The 22,915-nt window shown below is 72.0% G+C and carries 16 protein-coding genes; 6 read left to right on the forward strand and 10 right to left on the reverse strand.

The features are described from left to right. Nucleotides 1-156 precede the first annotated feature (156 nt). A complete protein-coding gene (locus AB0O11_RS01425) occupies nucleotides 157-1,197 on the reverse strand; it encodes an NAD-dependent epimerase/dehydratase family protein (RefSeq protein ID WP_363380517.1) in 1,041 nt (346 codons plus the stop codon). A gap of 253 nt (nucleotides 1,198-1,450) precedes the next feature. On the opposite strand from AB0O11_RS01425, the gene AB0O11_RS01430 reads away from it, so the two are divergent. Next, nucleotides 1,451-2,785, forward strand: a complete 1,335-nt coding sequence (locus tag AB0O11_RS01430; RefSeq protein ID WP_363380519.1) for a DUF1254 domain-containing protein — start codon at nucleotides 1,451-1,453, stop codon at nucleotides 2,783-2,785. Between the two features lie 541 nt (nucleotides 2,786-3,326). Here AB0O11_RS01430 and AB0O11_RS01435 read toward each other — a convergent pair. Beyond that, entirely contained in the window at nucleotides 3,327-5,333 is a 2,007-nt protein-coding gene (locus tag AB0O11_RS01435) for a sigma-70 family RNA polymerase sigma factor (RefSeq protein ID WP_363380520.1), read from the reverse strand. A 150-nt stretch (nucleotides 5,334-5,483) separates the two neighbouring features. On the opposite strand from AB0O11_RS01435, the gene radA reads away from it, so the two are divergent. Both radA and disA read left to right on the forward strand, forming a co-directional pair. Beyond that, the gene (gene radA, locus AB0O11_RS01440) at nucleotides 5,484-7,007 is read left to right on the forward strand and encodes a DNA repair protein RadA (RefSeq protein WP_363380523.1); all 1,524 of its coding nucleotides are present in this window, start codon (nucleotides 5,484-5,486) and stop codon (nucleotides 7,005-7,007) included. A 194-nt stretch (nucleotides 7,008-7,201) separates the two neighbouring features. Further along, nucleotides 7,202-8,260, forward strand: coding sequence for a DNA integrity scanning diadenylate cyclase DisA (gene disA, locus AB0O11_RS01445; protein WP_363381248.1), 1,059 nt, complete (start codon nucleotides 7,202-7,204; stop codon nucleotides 8,258-8,260). A 168-nt stretch (nucleotides 8,261-8,428) separates the two neighbouring features. Here disA and AB0O11_RS01450 read toward each other — a convergent pair whose 3' ends face one another. Beyond that, nucleotides 8,429-9,289: a hypothetical protein gene (locus AB0O11_RS01450; RefSeq protein ID WP_363380525.1), complete on the reverse strand. Its 861-nt coding sequence runs from the start codon at nucleotides 9,287-9,289 to the stop codon at nucleotides 8,429-8,431. A 237-nt stretch (nucleotides 9,290-9,526) separates the two neighbouring features. Here AB0O11_RS01450 and AB0O11_RS01455 point away from each other — a divergent pair, with 237 nt between their 5' ends. After that, nucleotides 9,527-10,402 carry an A/G-specific adenine glycosylase gene (locus AB0O11_RS01455; RefSeq protein ID WP_363381249.1) on the forward strand — a complete coding sequence of 292 codons (876 nt, stop codon included), beginning with the start codon at nucleotides 9,527-9,529 and terminating at the stop codon, nucleotides 10,400-10,402. Nucleotides 10,403-10,481: 79 nt separating this feature from the next. On the opposite strand, the gene AB0O11_RS01460 is transcribed toward AB0O11_RS01455, so the two are convergent. After that, on the reverse strand, nucleotides 10,482-12,077 hold the full coding sequence (locus tag AB0O11_RS01460; protein ID WP_363380527.1) for an MDR family MFS transporter: 1,596 nt from the start codon (nucleotides 12,075-12,077) through the stop codon (nucleotides 10,482-10,484). Between the two features lie 219 nt (nucleotides 12,078-12,296). Between AB0O11_RS01460 and AB0O11_RS01465 the strand changes: the two genes are divergently transcribed. Beyond that, complete coding sequence (locus AB0O11_RS01465) at nucleotides 12,297-12,947, forward strand: helix-turn-helix domain-containing protein (RefSeq protein ID WP_363380529.1); 651 nt, start codon at nucleotides 12,297-12,299, stop codon at nucleotides 12,945-12,947. A gap of 14 nt (nucleotides 12,948-12,961) precedes the next feature. Here AB0O11_RS01465 and AB0O11_RS01470 read toward each other — a convergent pair whose 3' ends face one another. Further along, nucleotides 12,962-13,876, reverse strand: coding sequence for a M23 family metallopeptidase (locus AB0O11_RS01470; protein ID WP_363380532.1), 915 nt, complete (start codon nucleotides 13,874-13,876; stop codon nucleotides 12,962-12,964). 357 nt (nucleotides 13,877-14,233) lie between these two features. On the opposite strand from AB0O11_RS01470, the gene AB0O11_RS01475 reads away from it, so the two are divergent. After that, nucleotides 14,234-15,424 (forward strand): beta-eliminating lyase-related protein, encoded by a 1,191-nt coding sequence (locus AB0O11_RS01475; RefSeq protein ID WP_363380535.1) that lies wholly within the window; start codon nucleotides 14,234-14,236, stop codon nucleotides 15,422-15,424. A gap of 97 nt (nucleotides 15,425-15,521) precedes the next feature. On the opposite strand, the gene AB0O11_RS01480 is transcribed toward AB0O11_RS01475, so the two are convergent. The 5 genes from AB0O11_RS01480 to AB0O11_RS01500 form a co-directional block, all read right to left on the reverse strand. Continuing rightward, nucleotides 15,522-17,918, reverse strand: coding sequence for an immune inhibitor A domain-containing protein (locus AB0O11_RS01480; RefSeq protein WP_363380538.1), 2,397 nt, complete (start codon nucleotides 17,916-17,918; stop codon nucleotides 15,522-15,524). A 292-nt stretch (nucleotides 17,919-18,210) separates the two neighbouring features. Next, nucleotides 18,211-20,730 (reverse strand): ATP-dependent Clp protease ATP-binding subunit, encoded by a 2,520-nt coding sequence (locus tag AB0O11_RS01485; RefSeq protein WP_224282154.1) that lies wholly within the window; start codon nucleotides 20,728-20,730, stop codon nucleotides 18,211-18,213. Nucleotides 20,731-21,377: 647 nt separating this feature from the next. Next, entirely contained in the window at nucleotides 21,378-21,731 is a 354-nt protein-coding gene (locus AB0O11_RS01490; RefSeq protein WP_363380541.1) for an Lsr2 family protein, read from the reverse strand. Between the two features lie 91 nt (nucleotides 21,732-21,822). Continuing rightward, entirely contained in the window at nucleotides 21,823-22,359 is a 537-nt protein-coding gene (locus AB0O11_RS01495; protein WP_363380544.1) for an amino-acid N-acetyltransferase, read from the reverse strand. 10 nt (nucleotides 22,360-22,369) lie between these two features. Continuing rightward, nucleotides 22,370-22,807 (reverse strand): BlaI/MecI/CopY family transcriptional regulator, encoded by a 438-nt coding sequence (locus AB0O11_RS01500; protein ID WP_363380547.1) that lies wholly within the window; start codon nucleotides 22,805-22,807, stop codon nucleotides 22,370-22,372. Nucleotides 22,808-22,915 lie beyond the last annotated feature (108 nt).

Raw genomic sequence — 22,915 nt, forward strand, 5'->3', positions numbered from 1 at the left:
AACGCACCCCCGGGAGGGAAAGCGCGCCTCGGGGGAGTGCCCCCCGGAGTGCCTCGGGAGCGCGACAGGAGCGCGACAGGAGCGTTGCAGGAGTGCCTCAGGAGCGGGAAGCCAGCCGGGCCGACTTCCCGCTCCCGCTGCCCGACGCGTCCGCCGTCAGCCGAAAGCGGCCAACAGCCGTTGCTCCTTGGCGGGTTCGATGCCCTGCCGCACCGCCGCCCCCGGCCGCCCCTTGCGCCCCTCGGCGTCGGTGTCCTCGGCGGGCCCGCGCGTCCGCAGCCACTCCCAGGTGTCCCGCGCCGTCTCGGCGAACGGCCGGCAGCGCAGCCCTGCCGCCTCCGCCCGGCTGGTGTCGGCCAGCCAGGCGCCCGCCAGCTCGGGCAGATCCGGTGCCCAGAGGGGGAGTTCGGTCCACGCGCCGACCTGGTCCGGACCCTCGGCGAGCAGCGGCCCGTCCGGGATCCAGGACAGCTCGGTGTCCGCGGCGCCCGCCACCTCCCGGCAGGTCTCCAGCCACTCGCGGAAGCGGAGCCAGCCGGGCGGGGCCGTGGTGACGAACCGCCCCGGGGTCCCGGCCGTCAGCAGGTCCAGCCCGAAGCGGGCGAAGTCCCGGACGTCGATCACCTGCATGGTCCGCTGCGGATCCCCCGGAGCGAGCACCCGCCCGCCGCGGGCCATCCGCTCCAGCCACCAGGGCAGCCGGCCGCCGAACTCGTACGGGCCGACGAGCAGCCCGCTGTTCAGCACCAGCGTGCGCCGGGCGCCGAACCCCGCCAGCACGGCGCGCTCGCAGCCGGCCTTCAGGGTGCTGCCGGGCGGCTGGTCGGGCGGGGTGTCGGCGGGGCAGGGGTGCAGCGCGGAGTCCTCGTCGACCGCTCGGGCGGGCCAGTCGGCGAAGGCGTGCACGGAGGAGACGAAGGTGTAGTGGCCGGCCCGCTCGCGCAGCAGACGGGCACTGAGCGCGGCTTGGGCGGGCTGCTGGGCGGAGGTGTCGACGACGGCGTCCCAGCTGCGGCCGTCGACCAGCCGGGCGAGGTCCCCGGCACTGTCGCGGTCGCCCCGGACGGCCTCGACGCCGGGCAGGTCGGCGGCACTGCGGCCGCGGTTGAAGGTGGTCACCTTGTGGCCCCGGGCCAGGGCCTCGGCAGCGTAGGCCCGTCCGAGGAAGGACGAGCCACCAAGCAGGAGGATCTTCATGCCGACGACCCTCTCCCGTCCGCCCCGCCCGTACGAGCGGATTCGCGGTGAGCAGACAGCGGATCACCGGATGCCGCATGGCGCCCGGCCCGACGTGCCACCCCACCCGGGCCCGCTTAGCATCCGATTTGTACCGCGATCGGCGACCGCACCCCGGCCTGGCGCACGACCCGCCCGCCACAGCCGGCACGAACGGCCCGCCGACGCCGAGCACTCCGCCGACCGGCTGCCCGCCCCGGACGAAGGACCCGCGATGAACCACCCCGATCTGGAGGCCCTGGCCGCCGACGCGTACGTCTACGGCTACCCGCTGGTCGCCGGCCTCACCATGGTCGAGCGGTTCGTCCGGGGCGGTCTGGGCACCCTGCCGGCGGCGCCGTTCAACCACCTCAGCCACGCCACCCGGCTGGCCGGACCGGCCGACGACTTCGTCTCGGTCAACAACGACACGGTCTACTCGATCGCCCAGCTCGACCTCTCCGAGGGCCCGCAGGTGCTGCGCGTCCCGGACACCGCGGACGCCTACTACGTGCTGCAGTTGATCGACGCCTGGACGGACAACGTGGCCTACCTCGGCCGCCGGGCCACCGGCACCGGCTCGCAGACCTGGCTGATCGTCCCGCCCGGCTGGCACGGCAGCCCGCCGGACCCTGACCGGGTGATCGAGCTGCCCACCACCGTCGGTACCCTCGTCGGCCGCTTCGCCTGCACCGGCCCGGACGACCTGCCCCGGGTCCGGGCCCTCCAGGCAGCCCTGGAACTGGAGCCGCTGGAACCCGGCGGCCTGGTCGCCGGACTGCCCGAGCCGGACGGGGACGTCCCCGAGCGGCTGGCCTTCTTCGAGCGGCTGCGGGTCTGGATGCAGGCCTTCCCGCCCGCCACCGCGGACATCGAGTACCAGCGCCGCTTCGCCCCGCTCGGCCTGCTGGACGACGGCGCCTCGCCGTACCGCGCGGCCGCCCCCGAGTGGACGCTGACACTGGCCAAGGGCCTGGCGGCCGGCCGCGAACGGGTCGAGGACGCCACCCGCCCGCCGGAGGACCACCCGCCCGGCGAGTGGCGCAGCGCGCTCCACCTCTTCGACTACAACACCGACCACCTGGGCCCCGGCACCCTGGACGACCCCGAGTGGCGCATCCCCGACCGCCGCGCCGCCTACCTCAGCCGGGCCGCCGCCGCCCGGGCCGGACTCTGGGGCAACCACGCCTACGAGGCCTCGTTCGCGATGACCTACCACGACTCCGACGGCCGGCCCCTCTCCGGCGTCCACGACTACACCCTGCGCTTCGACCAGCCGCCCCCGGCCGGGGCGTTCTGGTCGGTCACGATGTACTCCGTCCCGGACTACTGCCTGGTGGAGAACCCGATCGACCGCTACGCGATCGGCGACCGCACCCCCGGTCTGGTCCACGGCGAGGACGGCTCCCTCGCCCTGGTCCTCCAGCACGACCAGCCCGAGGACCCGGCCGCCGCCGCCAACTGGCTCCCCACCCCGCCCGGCGAGTTCCGCCCCATCCTCCGCATCTACCAGCCCGGGCCCGCCGTCCTGGACGGCAGCTACCGGATCCCGCCGATCCACCGGGTCTGACATCCTGCCCGCCCCCGCAACTCGGCTTCCACCCCTCGACGCGCCTCGACGCGGGCCCCCTGGATCCCGCCCTCGCATGAGAAGTCGGCCTGATCGACTTCTCATGCACGTCCCTGTCGGGGCTCGCGGCCGGCGGCCGGAAGCTCCCGGGGCCTGACCCTGCTGCGCGCGAGAAGTCGGCCTGGCCGACTTCTCGCGCGTCCTCTCACCTGGAGGCCGCAGGCAGGAATATGCAGACCGGTCTACCTATCCTTCGACGCCCGACCCGCTGTGCGCGAGAAGTCGGCCGGGTCGACTTCTCATGCGTCGGGCTCTTCGTCGGGAATATGACGGTCGGTCTACATATGTGGCCATGCCTGGCTTCTGTCGTGCGCGGGAAGTCGGCGGGGTCGACTTCTGGCGCGGCCTTTGCCGGGGTTGCGGTGGGAATATGGCGGTCGGTCTACATAGTCGGCGGATGCCCGAGCTTGCCGTGCGCGAGAAGTCGGCCGGGCCGACTTCCTGCGCATCGCCGAGCACGTCCGGCGCGTTGCACCCGCTGTTACCGCCTCGGCGGGGAGGCCGTCGCCGTGCCTGTCGGGTGCGGCGAGGTGTCCGAGCCGGGCGCGGCGGTGGCCGTGCCCGAAGGGGACGGGGAGCCCGCCGGCGGGCCGGACGGCGACGGGGACGACGTGGGCGGGCCGGACGGCGACATGGACGATGTGGGCGAGGCAGTCGCGGAACCGGTCGGCACCGGCGTGGAGGGCGGCGTCGACGACGGCGACGGCTCGGCCGGGGAGGAGGTGGACCCGCCGCGGTTGTGCGGACCGCCCTCCAGGGCGACCACCGTCTGCGAGGGCGGCAGCGCGATCCGGGCGGTCCAGTGCGTAGTCGGTGCCTGGTCCTCGTCCACCGTGACGATCACGGTGATCCGCTGGCCGGGCGCCAGGGTGCCGGAGTCGCGGCTGAGCCGGAGCCAGCCGGCGTCCGCCACCGCGCGCCAACGGATCTCCGTGGTACCGGAGTTGGTGAGGGTGAGGACGGTCCGGTTGCCGTACTCGCCGGCCTCGACGGTGAGGAGTCCGGCGGAGGCCGGCTCGCCCGTGCCCGTTGCGGAGGCGCGGTCGACCGCCGGGGCCGGTGCGGCGACCAGGGTCGGGCTGCTGAGCGGGGTTGCGCCGTGGGCCGGGACCGGGATCACCGCGCCCTCGAAGGTGAGTCGCGGAAAACCCGGAAGCAACGTTTCTGCATCGCCTACACCGGCACCGCCTGCACCGGCCCCGCCTGCACCGGCCCCGCCCACACCGGTGCCGCCCGCGACCATCCCGGTCCCGGCCCCCGCGAGCTCCGTCCCGGGCAGACCGGGCGCACCCGACTCCGCCGGGCCGTCCACCGCGGGCCGCGTCCGCTGCCCGGTCGGCGACCCGGCCTCGTCCACCCGCACTGCCGACACCGAGGCAGCCGGCCCCGACCCGCCACCGCCCCGGTGCCCGGCCCAGAGCGCGATCACCGGCGCCGCCAGTACGGCCGCGAGCACCCCGGTGGTGACCACCCGCCGGCGCACCGCCAGCCCGCGCCCCGCATCCGGCGCCCGGTGCCGGGGGAAGCCGCCCTGGTCGAACCGCAGCCCCGGCTCCGCCACCCGAGCAGCCATCTCCCGAGCAGCCACCTCCCGAGCAGTCGTCACCGCAGCAGCCGCCACGTCGGTGACCGCGGCAGCCCCGGGAAGGTCCACCGGAGCCCGCAGCAGCGCCAGCCCCGACAGCCCCGCCGCACCCTCCGCCGCCTCGCTCGCGGCCACCCGCTCCGCCGTCCCCCGGCAGGTCGGGCAGTCGACCACGTGCTGCACCAGCTCCCGCCGCAGCGCCGGGCCGAGCACCCAGTCCCGCCAGGACTCCGTCCCGGCCCCGCCGAGCCGGTCCAGCTCCGGGCAGCTGCCCACGCCGAGCACCAGCAGCGCCGCCCTGGTCCGGGCCACTTCGGCCTCGGCCCCGGCCAGCAACGCGCGGGTCCGCTCGAACGGCAGGTCCAGCACCGCCGCCACCTCCAGCGGGGTCAGCCGGTGCCGGACGGACAGCTCCAGCGCCTCGCGCTGCTCCGGGTCGGTGCCGGCCGCCTCCGGCCAGGCGAGCGAGGACAGCTCGCGCCGCCGCCGGGCCGCCTCGGCCTCGCCCGGTTCGGCCCCGGGCGCCGCCGAGGCGGCCCCGGCACCGGCCACGCCGCGGCCGCCGCCCGCGAGCCGGCGCAGGCAGCAGTACCGGGCCAGTGAGAACAGCCAGGCGCGCAGCAGCCCGGGTTCGGCCAGCCGGGCGCCGTACCGCCGCGCCAGCTCGCGGACCTCGCCCAGGGCGTCGGCGGCCGCGTCGTGCTCGCAGAGCACCGAGAGGCAGTAGGTGAACAGGCCGTCCACCTGCCGGTCGTACGCCACGAGCGCGGCGGCTGCCTTCGGCCCGACCGGCCCGACCGGCCCGACCGGCCCGACCGGCCCGACCGGCCCGACCGGCCCGGCCGGCCCGGTCGGTTCACCCGGCCTGCCCGCCCCGGTCGGCCCAACAGTTCTCGTTGTCACCCGTCCGACGGTAGAGACCGTGCACGGCTGACCCCGGCCGTTCGCCGCGTATGTACTTCTTTCGGGTAACAACATCGCCCATCTGTGTGGACGCGGGGCGAGCCCGCGGGCGGGCCGTCGTTGTCACACCCAGGCGCTACGGTGGGCCGCATGCCTCCGCGTTCCAAGACCACCGCCAAGCCCCGCCCGGCGTACCGCTGCACCGAGTGCGGCAACCAGCTGCCCAAGTGGGTCGGCCGCTGCCCGGAGTGCAACGCCTGGGGCACGGTCGAGGAGTACGGCGCGGTGCCGATCCGCACCACGGCCGCCGGCCCGGTCAGCGCGCCCGCCCGCCCGATCGCCCAGGTGGACGGCCAGGTCGCGACGGCCCGCTCGACGGGCGTGCCGGAGCTGGACCGGGTGCTCGGCGGAGGCCTGGTGCCCGGCGCGGTGGTGCTGCTGGCCGGCGAGCCCGGCGTCGGCAAGTCCACCCTGCTGCTGGACGTCGCGGCCAAGGCGGGCACCGCGCAGCACCGCACGCTCTACGTCACCGGCGAGGAGTCGGCCGGCCAGGTCCGGCTGCGCGCGGACCGGATCAACGCCCTCTCGGAGCACCTCTACCTCGCCGCCGAGTCCGACCTCGGCGCGGTGCTCGGGCACATCGAGGCGGTCAACCCCGGCCTGCTGATCCTGGACTCGGTGCAGACCATCGCCTCCGCCGAGCTGGACGGCGCCCCCGGCGGCCCGGCCCAGGTCCGGGAGGTGGCGAGCGCGCTGATCCGGGCGTCCAAGGAGCGCGGCATGGCCACCCTGCTGGTCGGCCACGTCACCAAGGACGGCCAGATCGCCGGCCCGCGGCTGCTGGAGCACCTGGTGGACGTGGTCCTGAGCTTCGAGGGGGACCGGCACGCCCGGCTGCGGCTCATCCGCGGGGTCAAGAACCGCTACGGCGCCACCGACGAGGTGGGCTGCTTCGAGCTGCACGACGAGGGCATCGTCGGCCTGGCCGACCCGTCCGGCCTCTTCCTGACCAGGCGTGACAAGCCCGTTCCGGGCACCTGCCTCACCGTCACCCTGGAGGGCAAGCGCCCGCTGGTGGCCGAGGTGCAGGCGCTGATGGTGGATTCGCAGATCCCCTCCCCACGCCGCACCACCTCGGGTCTGGAGTCCCCCCGGATCGCGATGATCCTGGCCGTGGTCGAGCGGCACGGCGGGGTGAAGCTCGGCAAGCAGGACATCTACACCGCGACGGTCGGCGGGGTGAAGCTGACCGAGCCCTCCGCCGACCTCGCGGTGGCGCTCGCGGTGGCCAGTTCCTCCACCGACACCCCGCTGCCCAGCAACCTGGTGGCGATCGGTGAGGTCGGCCTGGCGGGCGAGGTGCGGCGGGTGACGGGCGTGCAGCGGCGGCTCGCCGAGGCGCACCGGCTGGGCTTCACCCACGCCCTGGTCCCGCCGGACCCGGGCAAGGTGCCGCCGGGCATGAAGGTGGTCGAGGTGGCCGACATCGGCGAGGCGCTGCGGGCCATCCCGGGCCGCCGCCGCTCCGCCGCCAAGCCGCGCACCGAGCCGCGTGGTGAGGCACCGTCGGCGCCGCCGGCCCCGCGCTCCGCCCGGGCCGCGGACCGCCCGGCGGCGTACCCCGAGGAGCTGATGGACGGCTGGGAGCCGCTCGACTCCGACGAACTGCGCTGACCCAAGCCCTGCCGAAGCCACACGCAGTTAGACTTTCCCCAGTCTCATTGGCCAGAAGGCAGTACCGAGCGGTACTGAGCGACAGAGCAACAGACCGCGGACCGGCGCACGGCGCGAGGCACGGGGTCGACCGGAGGAGTCACGTGGCAGCCAGCGACCGGGGGGCGGACAAGGCCTCCCGCGAGGAGGCCCTGCTGCGGGCCTCCCTCACCGCCATCGCGCCCGGTACCGCGCTTCGTGACGGCCTGGAGCGGGTCCTGCGGGCCAACACCGGCGGTCTGATCGTGCTGGGCTTCGACAAGACCGTCGAGTCCGTGTGCACCGGCGGCTTCGTCCTGGACGTCGAGTTCAGCGCCACCCGGCTGCGCGAGCTGTGCAAGCTCGACGGCGCGGTGGTGCTCGACAAGGACATCACCAAGATCGTCCGGGCCGGCGTGCACCTGATGCCGGACTCGACCATCCCCACCGACGAGACCGGTACCCGCCACCGCACCGCCGAGCGGGTCAACCGGCAGACCGGCTACCCGGTGGTCGCGGTCTCGCACTCGATGCGGCTGATCGCGATGTACGTCAACGGCACCCGCCGGGTGCTGGAGGACTCCACCACCGTCCTGTCCCGCGCCAACCAGGCGCTGGCCACCCTGGAGCGCTACAAGCTGCGCCTGGACGAGGTGGCCGGCACGCTCTCCGCGCTGGAGATCGAGGACCTGGTGACGGTCCGGGACGTCACCGCCGTGGCCCAGCGCCTGGAGATGGTCCGGCTGATCGCCACCGAGATCGCCGGCTACGTGCTGGAGCTAGGCATCGACGGCCGGCTGCTCTCGCTCCAGCTGGACGAGCTGATCGCGGGCGTGGAGCCGGAGCGCGAGCTGGTCGCCCGGGACTACTTCCCGGAGCGGGCTGCCAAGAAGGGCCGGACGGTCACCGAGGTGCTGGCCGACCTGGAGGCGCTCACCCACGCCGAGCTGCTGGACCTCCAGACCGTCGCCAAGGCGCTCGGCTACTCGGGCTCGCCGGAGTCGCTGGACTCCGCCGTCTCGCCGCGCGGCTACCGCCTGCTGGCGAAGATCCCGCGTCTGCCCAACACGGTCATAGAGCGCCTGGTCGAGCACTTCGGCGGCCTCCAGAAGCTGCTCGCCGCGAGCATCGACGACCTGCAGACCGTCGAGGGCGTCGGCGAGACCCGTGCCCGCTCGGTCCGCGAGGGCCTGTCCCGCCTTGCCGAATCGTCCATCCTGGAGCGCTACGTCTGACCGGACGCGCAGCCGTACGGAAGCCCGGACACGGCGACGGCCCCCGGGGAGCGAACGCCTCCCGGGGGCCGTCGCACGTCCGTACCGCGCCCCGGTCCGTACCCGCGCCCGGACACGACGGAGCCCCCGGCCGTGCGGCCGGGGGCTCCGGTGGAAGTTGACCGGTTCTCAGCTGTCCAGCCGGATCGAGGCCCGCGCCGAGACCTTGTCCCCGGAGAGCCCGGTGAGTTCCGCGAGGACCACGTAGGTGCCGCTCGCCGGCGGCGTCTGGTCGGCGGTCGCGCACTGCGGCTTGCTGCGGCTGCGGTCCCAGGTGAAGGTCTCGGTCTGGCTGCCGTTCGCGCCGAGCTGCACCCAGATGCCGCCCTTGTCGGCCGGGCAGTCGCCGGAGGACCAGACCCGGTCGTTGTTGCTGCCGCTCACCGTGATCACGGAGGCGGTGCGGCCCAGGTCCACCCGGCAGTTGGCGCCGGAGGAGTTCTTGACGGTCAGGGCCAGCCGGGGCTTGTCCTTGGGCTGGTACGAGTTCTGGGTGCCGGCCAGCTCCAGCGCCACCTGCGAGGACGCGCAGACCGGCAGCGCCATGATCTCGGGGGTGTTCACCGCCGGAGGAGCGCCGCCGCCCGTACCGCCGGAGCCACCCGTGCCACCACCCGTGCCGCCGCCGGTCGCCGGTGCGGCGCCGCCCCCGGGGGCCGGGTTGGCGCCGGCGCCGATGCCGCCGCTGAGGTTGACCTCGGTGCCGCCGCCGCCCGCCACCGGGCCGCCCCCGGTACCGCCACCGCCCGGGCGCGCCGCGGGGCCGCTCGGGGAGGCTCCGGGCGTGATGGCCTGGGCCGGGGCCTGGTCCTGGGACGGAACGGCCTGTGCGGCCTTGCCCTGTGAGCCGCCGTCACCGCCTCCGCCCTGATCGATCATCAGCCAGGCGATCAGGGCGACGACCGCCGCGACGGCGACGAGCACGACGATGCGCCGACGCCAGTAGATCGAGGCCGGCAGTGGTCCGACGGGTTGACGCAGAGAAGGCACGATCAAACTCTACGAGACTGTGTGTGGCGATTGACTCACCAACACCGCACAGTCGCCCCTTCCTTCACATGATCCGCCATTTGATCCGTTCGAGCGAGCCCCAACCGGACGATTTTCGCGAGGCCCCCAGGGGATTCGGAGTGGCCTGCTCCACTTCGGCGCGGTCGGCGGGCGTGGGAGGATCGAAGGGACATGACTGCCATCACCGCCACCGCCGCCGATGCCTCCCGGCCGCCGATGCCCCTGCCGCTGTTCCACTCGACCGTCCTGGACTGGTACGAGGCGAGCAAGCGGGACCTGCCCTGGCGGGCCCCCGACGCGACGCCCTGGGCGGTCATGGTGAGCGAGTTCATGCTCCAGCAGACCCCGGTCAAGCGCGTGCTGCCCGCCTGGGAGGCCTGGCTCACCCGCTGGCCGACCCCGGCCGACCTCGCCGCCGAGGCGCCGGGCGAGGCGGTCCGGATGTGGGGCCGGCTGGGCTACCCGCGCCGGGCGCTGCGCCTGCACGCGGCTGCGGTGGCGATCACCGAGGAGCACGGCGGCGAGGTCCCGGACGACCACGCCACCCTGCTCTCGCTGCCCGGGGTGGGGGAGTACACCGCCGCCGCCGTCGCCTCCTTCGCCTTCCGCCAGCGGCACGTCGTGCTGGACACCAACGTCCGCCGGGTCTTCGCCCGTGCGGTGACCGGCGTCGAGTACCCGGCCCAGGCCACCACCGCCGCCGAGCGCCGCACCGCCACCGCGCTGCTGCCGGACGACGCCGAGACGGCCGCCACCTGGGCGGTCGGCGTGATGGAGCTGGGCGCGCTGGTCTGCACCGCGCGCGGCCCGGAGTGCGGGGACTGCCCGCTGTTCACCGCCTGCGCCTGGCAGCGGGCCGGCCGCCCGCCGTACGAGGGCCCGGCCCGGCGCGGCCAGTCCTACGAGGGGACGGACCGCCAGGTGCGCGGGAAGCTGCTCGCGGTGCTGCGCGAGGCGCACGGGACGGTGCCCCAGGCCCGGCTGGACGCGGTCTGGCCGGACGCGGTGCAGCGGGCCCGGGCGCTGGACGGCCTGGTGGCGGACGGCCTGGTCGAGCCGGTCGAGCAGGGCGTCTACCGCCTGCCCCAGTGAACGACGACGGCAGTGAACGACGATGGCGCCCCCGGAAGGCTCGAACCTTCCGGGGGCGCCATCGTGCGGTCTGCGGCCGTCAGACGGCCGCGGCCTCCAGCGAGGCCTCGGCCGGCTTCTCGTCCTTGCCGGTACCGCGCAGCGGTACCTCGCGCAGGAACACCGCCGCGGCGATCGCGATCACGGCGATCCCGGCGCCCCACAGGAAGATGCTGTGCACGCCGTTGGACACCGCGTGGTTGTAGGCGTCCTGGACGTAGTCGGGCAGCTTGTGCAGATCGTTCAGACTCATCTGGCTCGGGTCCTGCATCCCGCCCGGAGGCTGCGGCTTCCCGGCGAGCATCTCGTTCATGGTGTCCTTCACCCGGTTGTTGAACAGGGCTCCGAACAGCGCGACACCGAAGGAGCCGCCGATGGTGCGGAACAGAGTGGCGGTGGAGCTGGCCACGCCCATGTCCTTGAGCTCCACGCTGTTCTGCGCGACCAGCATGGTGATCTGCATCAGGAAGCCCATGCCAGCGCCCAGCACGACCATCCAGCAGGCCGAGGTGAAGCTGCTGGTCCCGACGCCCATGGTGGAGAGCAGGATCAGGCCGCCGGTCATCACGAGGGTGCCGATGATCGGGAAGATCCGGTACTTGCCGGTCTTGGTGACGGCCTGGCCGACCACCAGCGAGACGATCAGCATGCCGAACATCATCGGCATCAGCAGCAGACCGGAGTTGGTGGCCGAGGCGCCCTGGACCGTCTGCTGGTACAGCGGCAGGAAGACGGTCGAGCCGAACATCACGAAGCCGACCACGAAGCCGATGATCGAGACCAGGGTGAAGTTCAGGTTCCGGAACAGGCTCAGCGGCAGCATCGGCTCCTGGGCCCGCTGCTCCACGTAACAGAAGGCGATCAGCGAGGCGATGGCCAGCGCGGTCAGGCCCAGGATCTCCTTGGAGCCCCAGGCGTACTGCTGGCCGCCCCAGGTGGTGATCAGGACCAGCGAGGTGATGCCGGTGGTGAGCAGCACGACGCCCGCGTAGTCGACCCGCGCGGTGCTGCGGACCTTCGGCAGCTTCAGGGTGACGACGACCACGGCGAGCGCGATCGCACCGAGCGGCAGGTTGATGTAGAAGGTCCAGTGCCAGCTCAGGTGGTCGGTGATGAAGCCGCCGGCCAGCGGGCCGCCGATGGTGGCGAGGGCCATCACGGCGGCGAACATGCCCTGGTACTTGCCGCGGTCACGAGGCGGGACGAGCGCGCCCATGATCGACATGACGCCGACCATCAGACCGCCGGCGCCGAGGCCCTGGACGGCGCGGAAGCCGATCAGCTCGTTCATGTTCTGCGACAGACCGGACAGTGCCGAGCCCACCAGGAAGATCACGATCGAGGTCAGGAAGGTGCCCTTGCGGCCGTACATGTCGCCGAGCTTGCCCCAGATCGGGGTGGAGGCGGCGGTGGCCAGGGTGTACGCGGTGACGACCCAGGACAGGTGCTCGCCGCCGCCGAGGTCGTGGACGATGGTCGGCATCGCGGTGCCGACGATCAGGTTGTCGAGCATGGCCAGCAGCATGGTGACGACCAGGCCGACCATCACGAGGCGGATCTCACGCGGTGACCGCGGTTTCTCCTCCTCGGCCGTCTTGTCCTCCGGTACCGGGCCGACGGGCTTGGACTGTGACATGAGGTGGGGTCTCCCGGAGGGTGGTTCGGACGGGGCGTCGTGCCGTGCGGCGGTCGCTTACTTGTCGCCCGGCTAGTTTATCGACCGTCGGCACGGTAAGTTGTTTCCTAGCCGGTCGTCAAGCTAGTTTCCCAGCCGGCCGTCTGGGCAGGGAGAATGAGCCCGGGGCGGACACCACCCCGGGGTCCGCAGTACACCGACGCAGTCATGAGGCAGGCCATGGGTACTCCGCACAGCCCCCGCAGCGACACCCGGGCTCGCATCATCGAGGTGTCACTGGAGCTCTTCGCGGAGCAGGGCTACGAGCAGACCTCACTGCGCGAGATCGCCGACCGCCTGAGCGTCACCAAGGCCGCGCTGTACTACCACTTCAAGACCAAGGACGACATCGTCCTGGGCATCGTCGAGCGGATGGCCGCGCCGATCGACGAGACCATCGCGTGGGGCCGCAAGCAGGCCTGGAGCCCGGAGATGCGCGACGAGCTGATCCGCCGCTTCGCGGACGGGATGGCCGAGCGGGCCCCGCTGCTGCGCTTCTTCCACGAGAACCAGCCCGCGCTGCGCGAGTCCCCGGCCGGGCTGGCCTTCAAGGACCGGATGATCACCATGGTGCAGCTGGTGCACGGGCCGGAAGCGGACTTCCACGACCGGCTGCGGGCCGCGATGGCGCTGTTCACCGTCCACTCGTCGCTGTTCCTGCTCAAGCAGGACAACGCGGACTGCGGCCACGCCCGGAACGTGTGGGGCGAGCAGCTGCCCGCCGCCGACCTGGACGCGGCGATCGGGGCGGCCCGGGACATCGCGCTGGAGATCGGCGCCGGGATCAGCCACCCCGCCCCGGCCGCCGCCCCCGCCCCTGCCGGGACCTGAGGGCGTCGGACGGCTCAGAAGTCCGTGACGCCGTGCCCCGCGAGGTAGGCGATCGGATTGACCACCGCGCCGTAGCGGTTGCTGGTGCGGATCTCGAAGTGCAGGTGCGGGCCGGTCGAGTTGCCGGTGCTCCCGGACAGCCCGATCCGCTCGCCCGCCGACACCCGCTGGCCCGCCGAGACGGCGAGCGAGGACATGTGGGCGTACTGCGCGAAGTGCCCGTCCGCCAGCCGCAGCACGACCTCCTTGCCGTACGCGCCGTCCCAGCCGGCCGACACCACGGTCGCGTCGCCGACCGCCAGCAGCGGCGTGCCCGGGGAGACCGCGAAGTCCACCCCGGTGTGGTAGCCGGCCGCGTAGCTGCGGTTGGCCTTCCCGTACGGGTTGCTGGTCGGTGCGTTCGGCACCGGCGCCGACCACCCGGGAGCCGGCGCCGGCCCGGGTTCGGGGGCCGGCTCGGCGGCGGGGTCCGGCTCCGGCTGCGGCGCCGGCGGTTCGAGCGGCAGCAGGTTGGCCGCCACCGCCACGAACTGCTGCGCCGAGTCGCCGTCGTCGGGCAGCTTGTACGGGCTGGGGCCGGCCACCTGGACCAGCCCCGCGCTCGGCACCTCCGCCCGCGGCACGGTGAAGGCCGAGCTGCCCGGCGTGGTGGGCCGCACGGTCTGCGCCGAGGCCGTGCCCGGGGCGGCCACCAGCAGCACCCCGGCGAGCAGCGCGGCGACGGATCCGGCGGACACCAGCGCGTGGTCGTGCTCGGCGCGCTGCCGGCTGCCGGGCAGGGTGGTGTGCCGGGGCGAGCCGAGGGCGCGCAGCGGTGCGACATGGGTGCGGACGGCGTGGCCGATCCGGGGCTGCCAGGCCGCGGCCTGGGCCGCCGCAAGGGCGGTGAGCCGGCGCAGGGCCGGCCCCACGGGCGGGACGGTGGACATCGCTTGCCGTACCTCACGGATCGTACGAGGGCAGCACGGAGTGCCCGTTCGGGCGCGTGCTGAGCGGGGGACCACTCAGGTTTAACGGTCACCGAGCGGAGTCCCAAACGGGGTGACGTACTACGGCGTGTAGTCAGCGTGGCGCCGGAGATTCAGACCGGCGGAGTAACGATCACGAGATCCGGTCGTCCACGACCGCTCGGGGCGCCCGCCGATTCCGCCGACCCCGCTACTACCGCCGGTCGTACCGGGCCGGGGGCCTGTGACCAGCACCACGCGCGGCCGGGGTTTGGCGGGCTCGGACCGCTTTCCGTCCGCACCGCTGACCGGTCCGGCCCGCTGCGGGACCATCGAGCCATGTATGGCAACAGGAGCGAAGACCCCGACGCCAGTGACCGCCCGAGCCTGCCGGACCGCCGTTTCGCCGCCCTGCGCGGCTGCGAGCGGCTGCTGTCCGGCGTCCGGCCGCAGAGCATCCGTGAACGCCTCGCCGACCTGGCCGGCCCGCTGCCGGGCGCCGCCCCCGGTCCGCACGGCGCCGCCGACCTGGACGGCCGCCCGGACCAGTACGGCGACGGCGTGGTCCGCACCCTGGAGCGCCGGGTCGCCGAGCTGCTCGGCACCGAGGACGCGGCCTTCTTCCCGACCGGCACGATGGCCCAGCAGATCGCGCTGCGGATCCACGCCGAGGCCGCGGGGCCGCGCACCGTGGTCACCCACCCGCTGGCCCACACCGACCGGCACGAGCGGCACGCGCTCGCCGTCCTGTCCGGCCTGCGCAGCCTCTGGCCGACCACCGCGCCCCGCCAGCCCACCGCCGAGGAGCTGCGCGCCCTGGACGAGCCGTACGCCGCGCTGAGCCTGGAGCTGCCGCTGCGCGACGCCGGGTTCGTGCTGCCCGGCTGGGCGGAGCTGGTGGAGCTGGCCGCGGTGGTGCGGGAGGAGCACGGTGCGGCGCTGCACCTGGACGGTGCCCGGATCTGGGAGTCCGCCGTCGCCCTCGGCCGGCCGCTGCCGGAGGTCGCCGGCCTGGCCGACTCGGTCTACGTCTCCTTCTACAAGACGCTCGGCGGGATCAGCGGCGCCGCGCTGGCAGGCCCGGGCGGCTTCGTCCGCACCGCCCGGGCCTGGCGGCACCGCTACGGCGGGCAGCTCTACCAGCAGTGGCCGTTCGCGCTGGCCGCGCTGACCGGGCTGGAGCGCGAACTGCCGCGGCTGGCCGGGTACGTGGCGCACGCCGGGACGGTCGCCGGGGCGCTGGCGCGGGCGTTCGCCGCCGTCCCCGGCGCCCGGGTGCACCCGGCCCCGCCGCACACCCACCAGTTCCAGCTCTGGCTGCCGTACCCGGCCGGGGAGTTGGAGGAGGCCGGGCTGGGGCTGGCCGAGGACACCGGGACCGGGCTGTTCGGCGCCTGGCGCGAGTGCGGGCCGCCGGGGCTCTCGATGACCGAGGTCACGGTCGCCGCGGCCGCCCTCGACTGGACCGGTGCCGACGTCGCGGTGGCCGCCGCCGCCTTCCTGGACCGGCTGCGGGCCGGCCGGTCCTGACAAAGCGTCCGGCCCGCCCCCGCGCGCTGCGGGGACGGGCCGGACGTGGAGTTGTCAGAGCTGCCTGGTCACAGGCCGATCGCTACCGGGCTGACGATCAGTTGTCGACCGGGCGGACCCGGATCCAGGTCTCCAGGTAGTTCGAGGACTCGTTCTCGACCTCGATGCTGGTCCCGGTCTTCGGAACGTTGACACCGCTGTACTGGTTGTCCTTGCTCCACCACGACTTCAGGTCGTTGAACTCGTCGACGCCCTTGGTCTTCGGGATGACGGTCTCGGCGCCGGCCTTGTGCAGGGTCAGCGCCGGGACGCGGCGGGAGCCGAAGGTGGAGTCGAAGCCCTGCATGCGCGGACGCATCAGGGTGCCGTCGTTCCACTTCAGCGGGGTCGGGTGCGAGTCGACCGGCAGGATCAGGCCCTGGCCCGGGTGGACGCTGACGTTGTTGTCGGTCTGCGACTCGTCCCAGTACCAGATCAGCAGGCCGGGCTGGTACGAGTAGTGCTCGACCCAGTTCGGCTTGTCGGCGAAGCCGAAGTTGTACGGGCCGGTCTTCAGGGTCTGGTCGAAGGACACGTACTGCCGGTTCTCCGCGATGTAGTACTGCGCGTAGTCCTTGCTGTACGAGCCGCCGAAGCGGGAGAACCCGTCGGCCACCCAGCCGTTGTCACCGTTCTCGACGTCGTCGCTGAACACGGTGGCGCCGTCGGCGACGACCGTGATGTTGTCCAGCGTCAGGCCGCGGAAGTGCAGGCCGCCGTCGGTGGTGTTGTGGTAGCGGAACTTGATCTGCTTGCCCGCGTAGGCGTCCAGGTTGAAGGACAGGTCGCCCCAGGCGGCCACCTGGCCGCTGAGGGCCGGGCGGTCGTTCTCGCGGGGCAGCGCGGTGCCGTTCCAGGTGCCGTCGATGACGGTCCAGGTCTTGCCGCCGTCGGTGGAGACCTCGCCGAACGCGTAGTCGAAGTCCTGCTCCAGCTCGTACCAGGCCTTGGCGTTGATGCTGGCCTTGGTCTTGCCGGTCAGGTCGATGTCGCGGGTGAGCGTGACGTTCAGGTTGTCGGCGCTGCCGCTCCACCACTCACCGGTGCCGCCGAACGGCTTGTTGATCTCGGTGGTGATGCTCTTCTTCGGCAGGTCGACGATCAGACCCTGCGGCAGGTTGCTGTTGTACTCCGCCGGGCCGATGTGGTGGGTCGACTCGGTGCCCGCCTTGGCGCGGTCGGCCTTCAGCCAGCCCAGCTTGTACTTGCTCCAGGCGTCGAGGTCGTTCGGCATGTCGCCGATGCTGTTCTTGCCCTCGCCGAGCCAGGAACCGGAGGACATCAGCGACCAGAAGCCGACCGAGTTGTCGATGCCCTTGCCGGCGGTGTCGTAGAGGTCCGGCAGACCGAGGTCGTGGCCGTACTCGTGGGCGAAGACGCCGAGGCCGCCGTTCTCCGGCTGCATCGTGTAGTCGCCGATCCACAGGCCGCTGTTGCCGACCTGGACGCCGCCGAGCTTGTTGCCCTCGGGGCCGGCCTTGCCCTGCAGGTTGCCGTAGACGTACGAGCGGTGCGCCCACAGGGCCTTGCTGCCCTGCTTGCCGCCACCGGCCGACTTGTCCTCACCGGCGTGCACGATCTGGAAGTGGTCGATGTACCCGTCGGGCTGGTTGAAGTTCCCGTCGTGGTGCGAGCCGTAGCGGTCCCACTGGTCGTACTGGGCCAGGGTCGCCTTGATCTGCGCCTCGGTCTGACCCTTGGCCAGCTGGTCCTTGTACCAGATGTCCACGGCGTCGCGGATCAGGTCCTGGGCGCTGGCGCAGACGTTGGAGCCGCAGTAGTCGGAGCCGTAACGGGCCTCGTTCCACGGCACCCGGACCCAGTCCGAGACCACGCCGTCGACCGAGTAGCGGCCCGAGGACTGCTTCTCGTAGTAGGTCTTCAGCGAGGGCTTGTCCTTGGAGAAGTACAGGTCCTGGTAGTGCTGCTGGTTGTAGTCGGCCTGCCAGGCGGTCGAGTTGTTGGTGGCCGCGTCCGGCTTCTCGATCTCGTTGTGCTTCGGGCCGGCCTCGCCGCCGTACTTGACCTTGCCGTCCGGCGTCTTGGTGGTGTTGTCCACCTGGTCACCGAAGTCGACCAGGATGGTGAAGATCTTGTCCGTGCGCTCGCGGGCGAGCTCGACGTACTTGTCCTTGCCGAGCTTCACGCTGGTGCTGCCGTTGTGCTGCTCGACCTGGGCGGTGCCGTTGAGCAGCTTCTCGGTGGCGGCCTTCTGCTCCGCCTCCACCTTCGCGGTCAGCGGGCCCGGAATGTTGTGCTCGGTGTTCTGGACGGCGTCGGCCGGGTCCTTCGGGACCGGGGCCGAGCCGGCGGCGACGGCGGTGCCCGGGAACAGGCCCGCGCCGAGCGTGACTATGACCGCCGCGGCCGTGGCAGCCGCAGCGGTTCTCCTGGTGTTCTTCAACGTTGTGACGTCCTCCCCGACCGGGGCCAGCTTCTGGCCAAAGCCCGGCAAACCAAAATGAAAGACAGGTGGACGTCATTTGATACAAGGGTGCACAGAAAAGATAGATCTTGACCGTGACATGGTCACGGCGCTATGCTCCGCGACTTCCCATCATCTGACCGTGTGTCAACCGTATGTTGGTTAAAGCTTGCTGAGAAACCGAGCGCACCCGCACCAGCCAGCACGGGGGCCGGTCGATCCCGGTCCGCCCCGCCGCCGGCCCGCTCGGAGCGAACGCACCGAGCCCCCGGCGTGAACGCCGGGGGCTCGGTGGCTGTGAAGTTGTCTGTTAAAAGTTGGGTTACTTCGTCAGGTCCGGACCGGACGAGGCAACCGCGGCCGGGGTGTCCGCGACGGCCGACTTCTCCTCGCCGCGGAAGGTGAACTTGGCGTCCTTGCCCTCGCCCTCGACGTCGACGACGACGATGTGGCCGGCCCGCAGCTCGCCGAAGAGGATCTTCTCCGAGAGGTGGTCCTCGATGTCGCGCTGGATGGTGCGGCGCAGCGGGCGGGCGCCCAGGATCGGGTCGTAGCCGCGCTTGGCCAGCAGCTTCTTGGCCTCGACGCTGAGCTCCAGGCCCATGTCCTTGTCCTTGAGCCGCTCGTCCACCTTGGCGATCATGAGGTCGACGATCTGGATGATGTCGTCCTCGGACAGCTGGTGGAACACCACGATGTCGTCGACACGGTTCAGGAACTCGGGGCGGAAGTGCTGCTTGAGCTCCTCGCCGACCTTCGCCTTCATCCGCTCGTACCCGGTCTGGGTGTCACCCGCGGCCGCGAAGCCGAGGTTGAAGCCCTTCGAGATGTCCCGGGTGCCGAGGTTGGTCGTCATGATGATGACGGTGTTCTTGAAGTCCACCACGCGGCCCTGGGAGTCGGTCAGGCGACCGTCCTCCAGGATCTGCAGCAGCGAGTTGAAGATGTCCGGGTGGGCCTTCTCGACCTCGTCGAAGAGGACGACCGAGAACGGCTTGCGGCGGACCTTCTCGGTCAGCTGGCCGCCCTCCTCGTAGCCCACGTAGCCGGGCGGGGAGCCGAACAGCCGGGAGACGGTGTGCTTCTCGGAGAACTCGGACATGTCGAGCGCGATCAGCGCGTCCTCGTCGCCGAACAGGAACTCCGCCAGCGTCTTGGACAGCTCGGTCTTACCGACACCGGACGGGCCGGCAAAGATGAACGAACCGCCGGGGCGCTTCGGGTCCTTGAGGCCCGCACGGGTACGCCGGATGGCCTGGGAGAGCGCCTTGATGGCGTCCTTCTGGCCGATGACGCGCTTGTGCAGCTCGTCCTCCATGCGCAGCAGGCGGGACGTCTCCTCCTCGGTCAGCTTGAAGACCGGGATGCCGGTGGCGGTGGCCAGGACCTCGGCGATGAGCTCCTCGTTGACCTCCGCGACGACGTCCATGTCGCCGGCCTTCCACTCCTTCTCGCGCTTGGCCTTGGCCTGCAGGAGCTGCTTCTCGTCGTCGCGCAGGGACGCGGCCTTCTCGAAGTCCTGCGCGTCGATCGCGCTCTCCTTCTCGCGGCGCACGTCGGCGATCTTCTCGTCGAACTCGCGCAGGTCCGGCGGCGCGGTCATCCGGCGGATGCGCATCCGGGAGCCGGCCTCGTCGATCAGGTCGATCGCCTTGTCCGGCAGGAAGCGGTCCGAGATGTACCGGTCGGCCAGGGTGGCGGCGGCGACCAGGGCGGAGTCCGTGATGGAGACCCGGTGGTGGGCCTCGTAACGGTCGCGCAGACCCTTGAGGATCTCGATGGTGTGGGGCAGCGAGGGCTCGGCGACCTGGATCGGCTGGAAGCGGCGCTCCAGCGCGGCGTCCTTCTCCAGGTGCTTGCGGTACTCGTCCAGGGTGGTGGCACCGATGGTCTGCAGCTCGCCGCGGGCCAGCATCGGCTTGAGGATGCTGGCGGCGTCGATGGCGCCCTCGGCGGCGCCCGCGCCGACCAGGGTGTGCAGCTCGTCGATGAACAGGATGATGTCGCCGCGGGTGCGGATCTCCTTGAGCACCTTCTTCAGGCGCTCCTCGAAGTCACCGCGGTAGCGCGAGCCGGCCACCAGGGCGCCCAGGTCCAGCGTGTAGAGCTGCTTGTCCTTGAGCGTCTCCGGGACCTCGCCCTTGACGATCGCCTGGGCCAGGCCCTCGACCACGGCGGTCTTGCCGACGCCGGGCTCACCGATCAGCACCGGGTTGTTCTTGGTGCGGCGGGACAGCACCTGCATGACCCGCTCGATCTCCTTCTCGCGCCCGATGACCGGGTCGAGCTTGGCCTCGCGGGCGGCCTGGGTGAGGTTGCGGCCGAACTGGTCCAGGACCAGCGAGGTCGACGGGGTGCCCTCGGCGGGCCCGCCGGCCGTGGCCGACTCCTTGCCGCCGCCGGTCTGGTAGCCGGAGAGCAGCTGGATGACCTGCTGGCGCACCCGGTTGAGGTCGGCGCCCAGCTTCACCAGGACCTGGGCGGCGACGCCCTCGCCCTCGCGGATCAGGCCGAGCAGGATGTGCTCGGTGCCGATGTAGTTGTGGCCGAGCTGGAGGGCCTCGCGGAGCGACAGCTCCAGGACCTTCTTCGCCCGGGGCGTGAAGGGAATGTGGCCGGACGGGGCCTGCTGGCCCTGGCCGATGATCTCCTCGACCTGCTGGCGAACGGCCTCAAGAGAAATCCCGAGGCTCTCCAGGGCCTTGGCGGCGACGCCCTCGCCCTCGTGGATCAGACCCAGGAGGATGTGCTCGGTGCCGATGTAGTTGTGGTTGAGCATCCGGGCTTCTTCCTGAGCCAGGACGACAACCCGCCGCGCGCGGTCGGTGAACCTCTCGAACATCGTTTATCGCTCCTCAGAGCGGTCGGGCAGTTCGGGGTCCGTCCCCGCCCTGTCCTTCCGCATGCTAGTCCCGCTCAGCGGCGCGGCCCACGGATTCACTCCCCGGTAGAGGAGCGAGATGCTGCGCGACCAGCCGACACCAATCCCAACCTGATGCTGGGAAACGGTGTTCCCACAGGTGGGCCGGATGCACCGGATTCCGCTACGCCATCGGCGAACACGCACCGCCGGGGCGCGGCCGGAACCGCCGGCCGGTCGCCCATACTGCCCCTGGACGGACCGAAGATCCCGTCCACCTGCATTCATACCCGGTATCGGGACGGTTCTCGCGCAGTTTCCGCGGTGGCGGTGTTCGCCTGGCGAGAAGTCCGGCCGCGGCGACGGTGGTTCGACGGCGGCCGGGGCCGGGTACGCCGTCCCGGTGGTGTCCGCGCTACCGCTTCGCTCCTACAGCGTTGCACGGCCCGTGATTGTTCCGCCGCCCGAGCCCGCGCCCGGCAGGCCCCCGGTACCGGTGGTGACGCGGCCGTCCGGGCGCGCGCCGCGGGGCGCGGAGGAGACCCCTCCGCGCCCCGTACGTGTGATGGCGGCGCCGCCTTCGGCCGCCGGGGCCCCGCACCCGCTCCGGCAGGCCCGCGGCGCCGGGATCAGGACGCGTTGGCCTTCTCGTAGGCCTCGCGGACGTTGCTCGGAACCCGGCCGCGGTCGTTGACCTCCAGGCCCTGCTCCTTGGCCCACGCGCGGATCTTGGCGGTGTCGGGCGCACCGCCGCCGGACGGACGCGCGGCACCGCCGCGGCCCGGACGACGGGCCCCCGCGAGCCGGCCGCTCTGCTTGCGGCCCTTCTCCACGTACGGCGCCAGCAGACCGCGGAGCTTGTCCGCGTTGGCGCTCTTCAGGTCGATCTCGTAGGCAACGCCGTCGAGGGCGAACGTCACCGTCTCGTCCGCCGAACCGCCGTCGAGATCGTCTTCAAGAATGACCTGCACCCTCTGTGCCACGGGCTTCCCTTTCCGCTAAACGACCCATTGCCTAAGGAAAGGAAAGCGCCTTTCTCCGGAAAACACAAACCCTTGACCCGGGTGGAGCGGCTCAGAGGTGCAGCAGCATGCGCGAGTTGCCCAGTGTGTTGGGCTTCACCCGCTCCAGGTCGAGGAACTCGGCGACGCCTTCATCGTACGAGCGGAGGAGTTCTTCATAGACATCCGTAGCGATCGCCGCCGGGTCTGTCGTACCATCATCGGTTTCCTGGAGCTCGCCGATCTCGACGAAACCGTGTTTCGCGAAGAACGCCACCTCGAACGTCAAGCAGAAAATCCGACGGACGCCCAGCCAGCGTGCCGTCTGCACCAGCTTCTCCAGCAGCAGGTGCCCGATCCCGGAGCCCCGGACGACCGGATCCACCGCGAGCGTGCGGACCTCGGCGAGGTCCTCCCACATCACGTGCAGCGCGCCGCAGGCCACCACCACGCCGTTGTCGTCGCGTTCCGCGACCCAGAACTCCTGGACGGATTCGAACAGTGTGACTGTGGGCTTGTCCAGCAGAATGCCGTCGCGCGAGTAGGCGTCGATGAGCCCGCGTACTGCCCGCACGTCCGTGGTCCGCGCCCGGCGGATGGTGACCTCCATGGTCGGGACGTTATCGCGCCGCTCCCGGTTCCGTCCCACCGGTATCCGGTCCGTCGTCCGCGGAATCCGCGCCGGTCGGATCGGACGGGAACAGTGCGGCCACCCGCAAGGCGTCCCGGAGCGCTTCGCGTTGCTCGGGCGACATCAGGCCGAAGAAGTGCACCAGGGCCGCCGCCGGATTGTCACTGGTGGCCCAGGCGTCGTTCATCAGGGCCGCCGTGTACGCCTCACGCGAGGAGACCGGCTCATATCGATAGGCCCGGCCGACCCGCTCGCGGCGCAGCCAGCCCTTTCTGTGGAGCTTGTCCAGGACGGTCATCACCGTGGTGTACGCGATTTCGCGTTCCGACCGCAGATCCAGGAGAACCTCGCGAACCGTGACCGGTCGGTTCCACTGCCACACCCGGGTCATGATGGCGTTCTCAAGTTCGCCGAGTTGCCGGACCATAGTGCGGCCAGGATAGGGAGTGAATGGGGCAAATCTTGTGAAGTGCGCCAAACCGGCGCGCCGCCACCCCCGGGAATCGGGAATGGCGGCGCGCCGGTCGTCCGGGGC

The organism is Kitasatospora sp. NPDC093102 (assembly GCF_040683915.1).
GTDB lineage: Bacteria > Actinomycetota > Actinomycetes > Streptomycetales > Streptomycetaceae > Kitasatospora.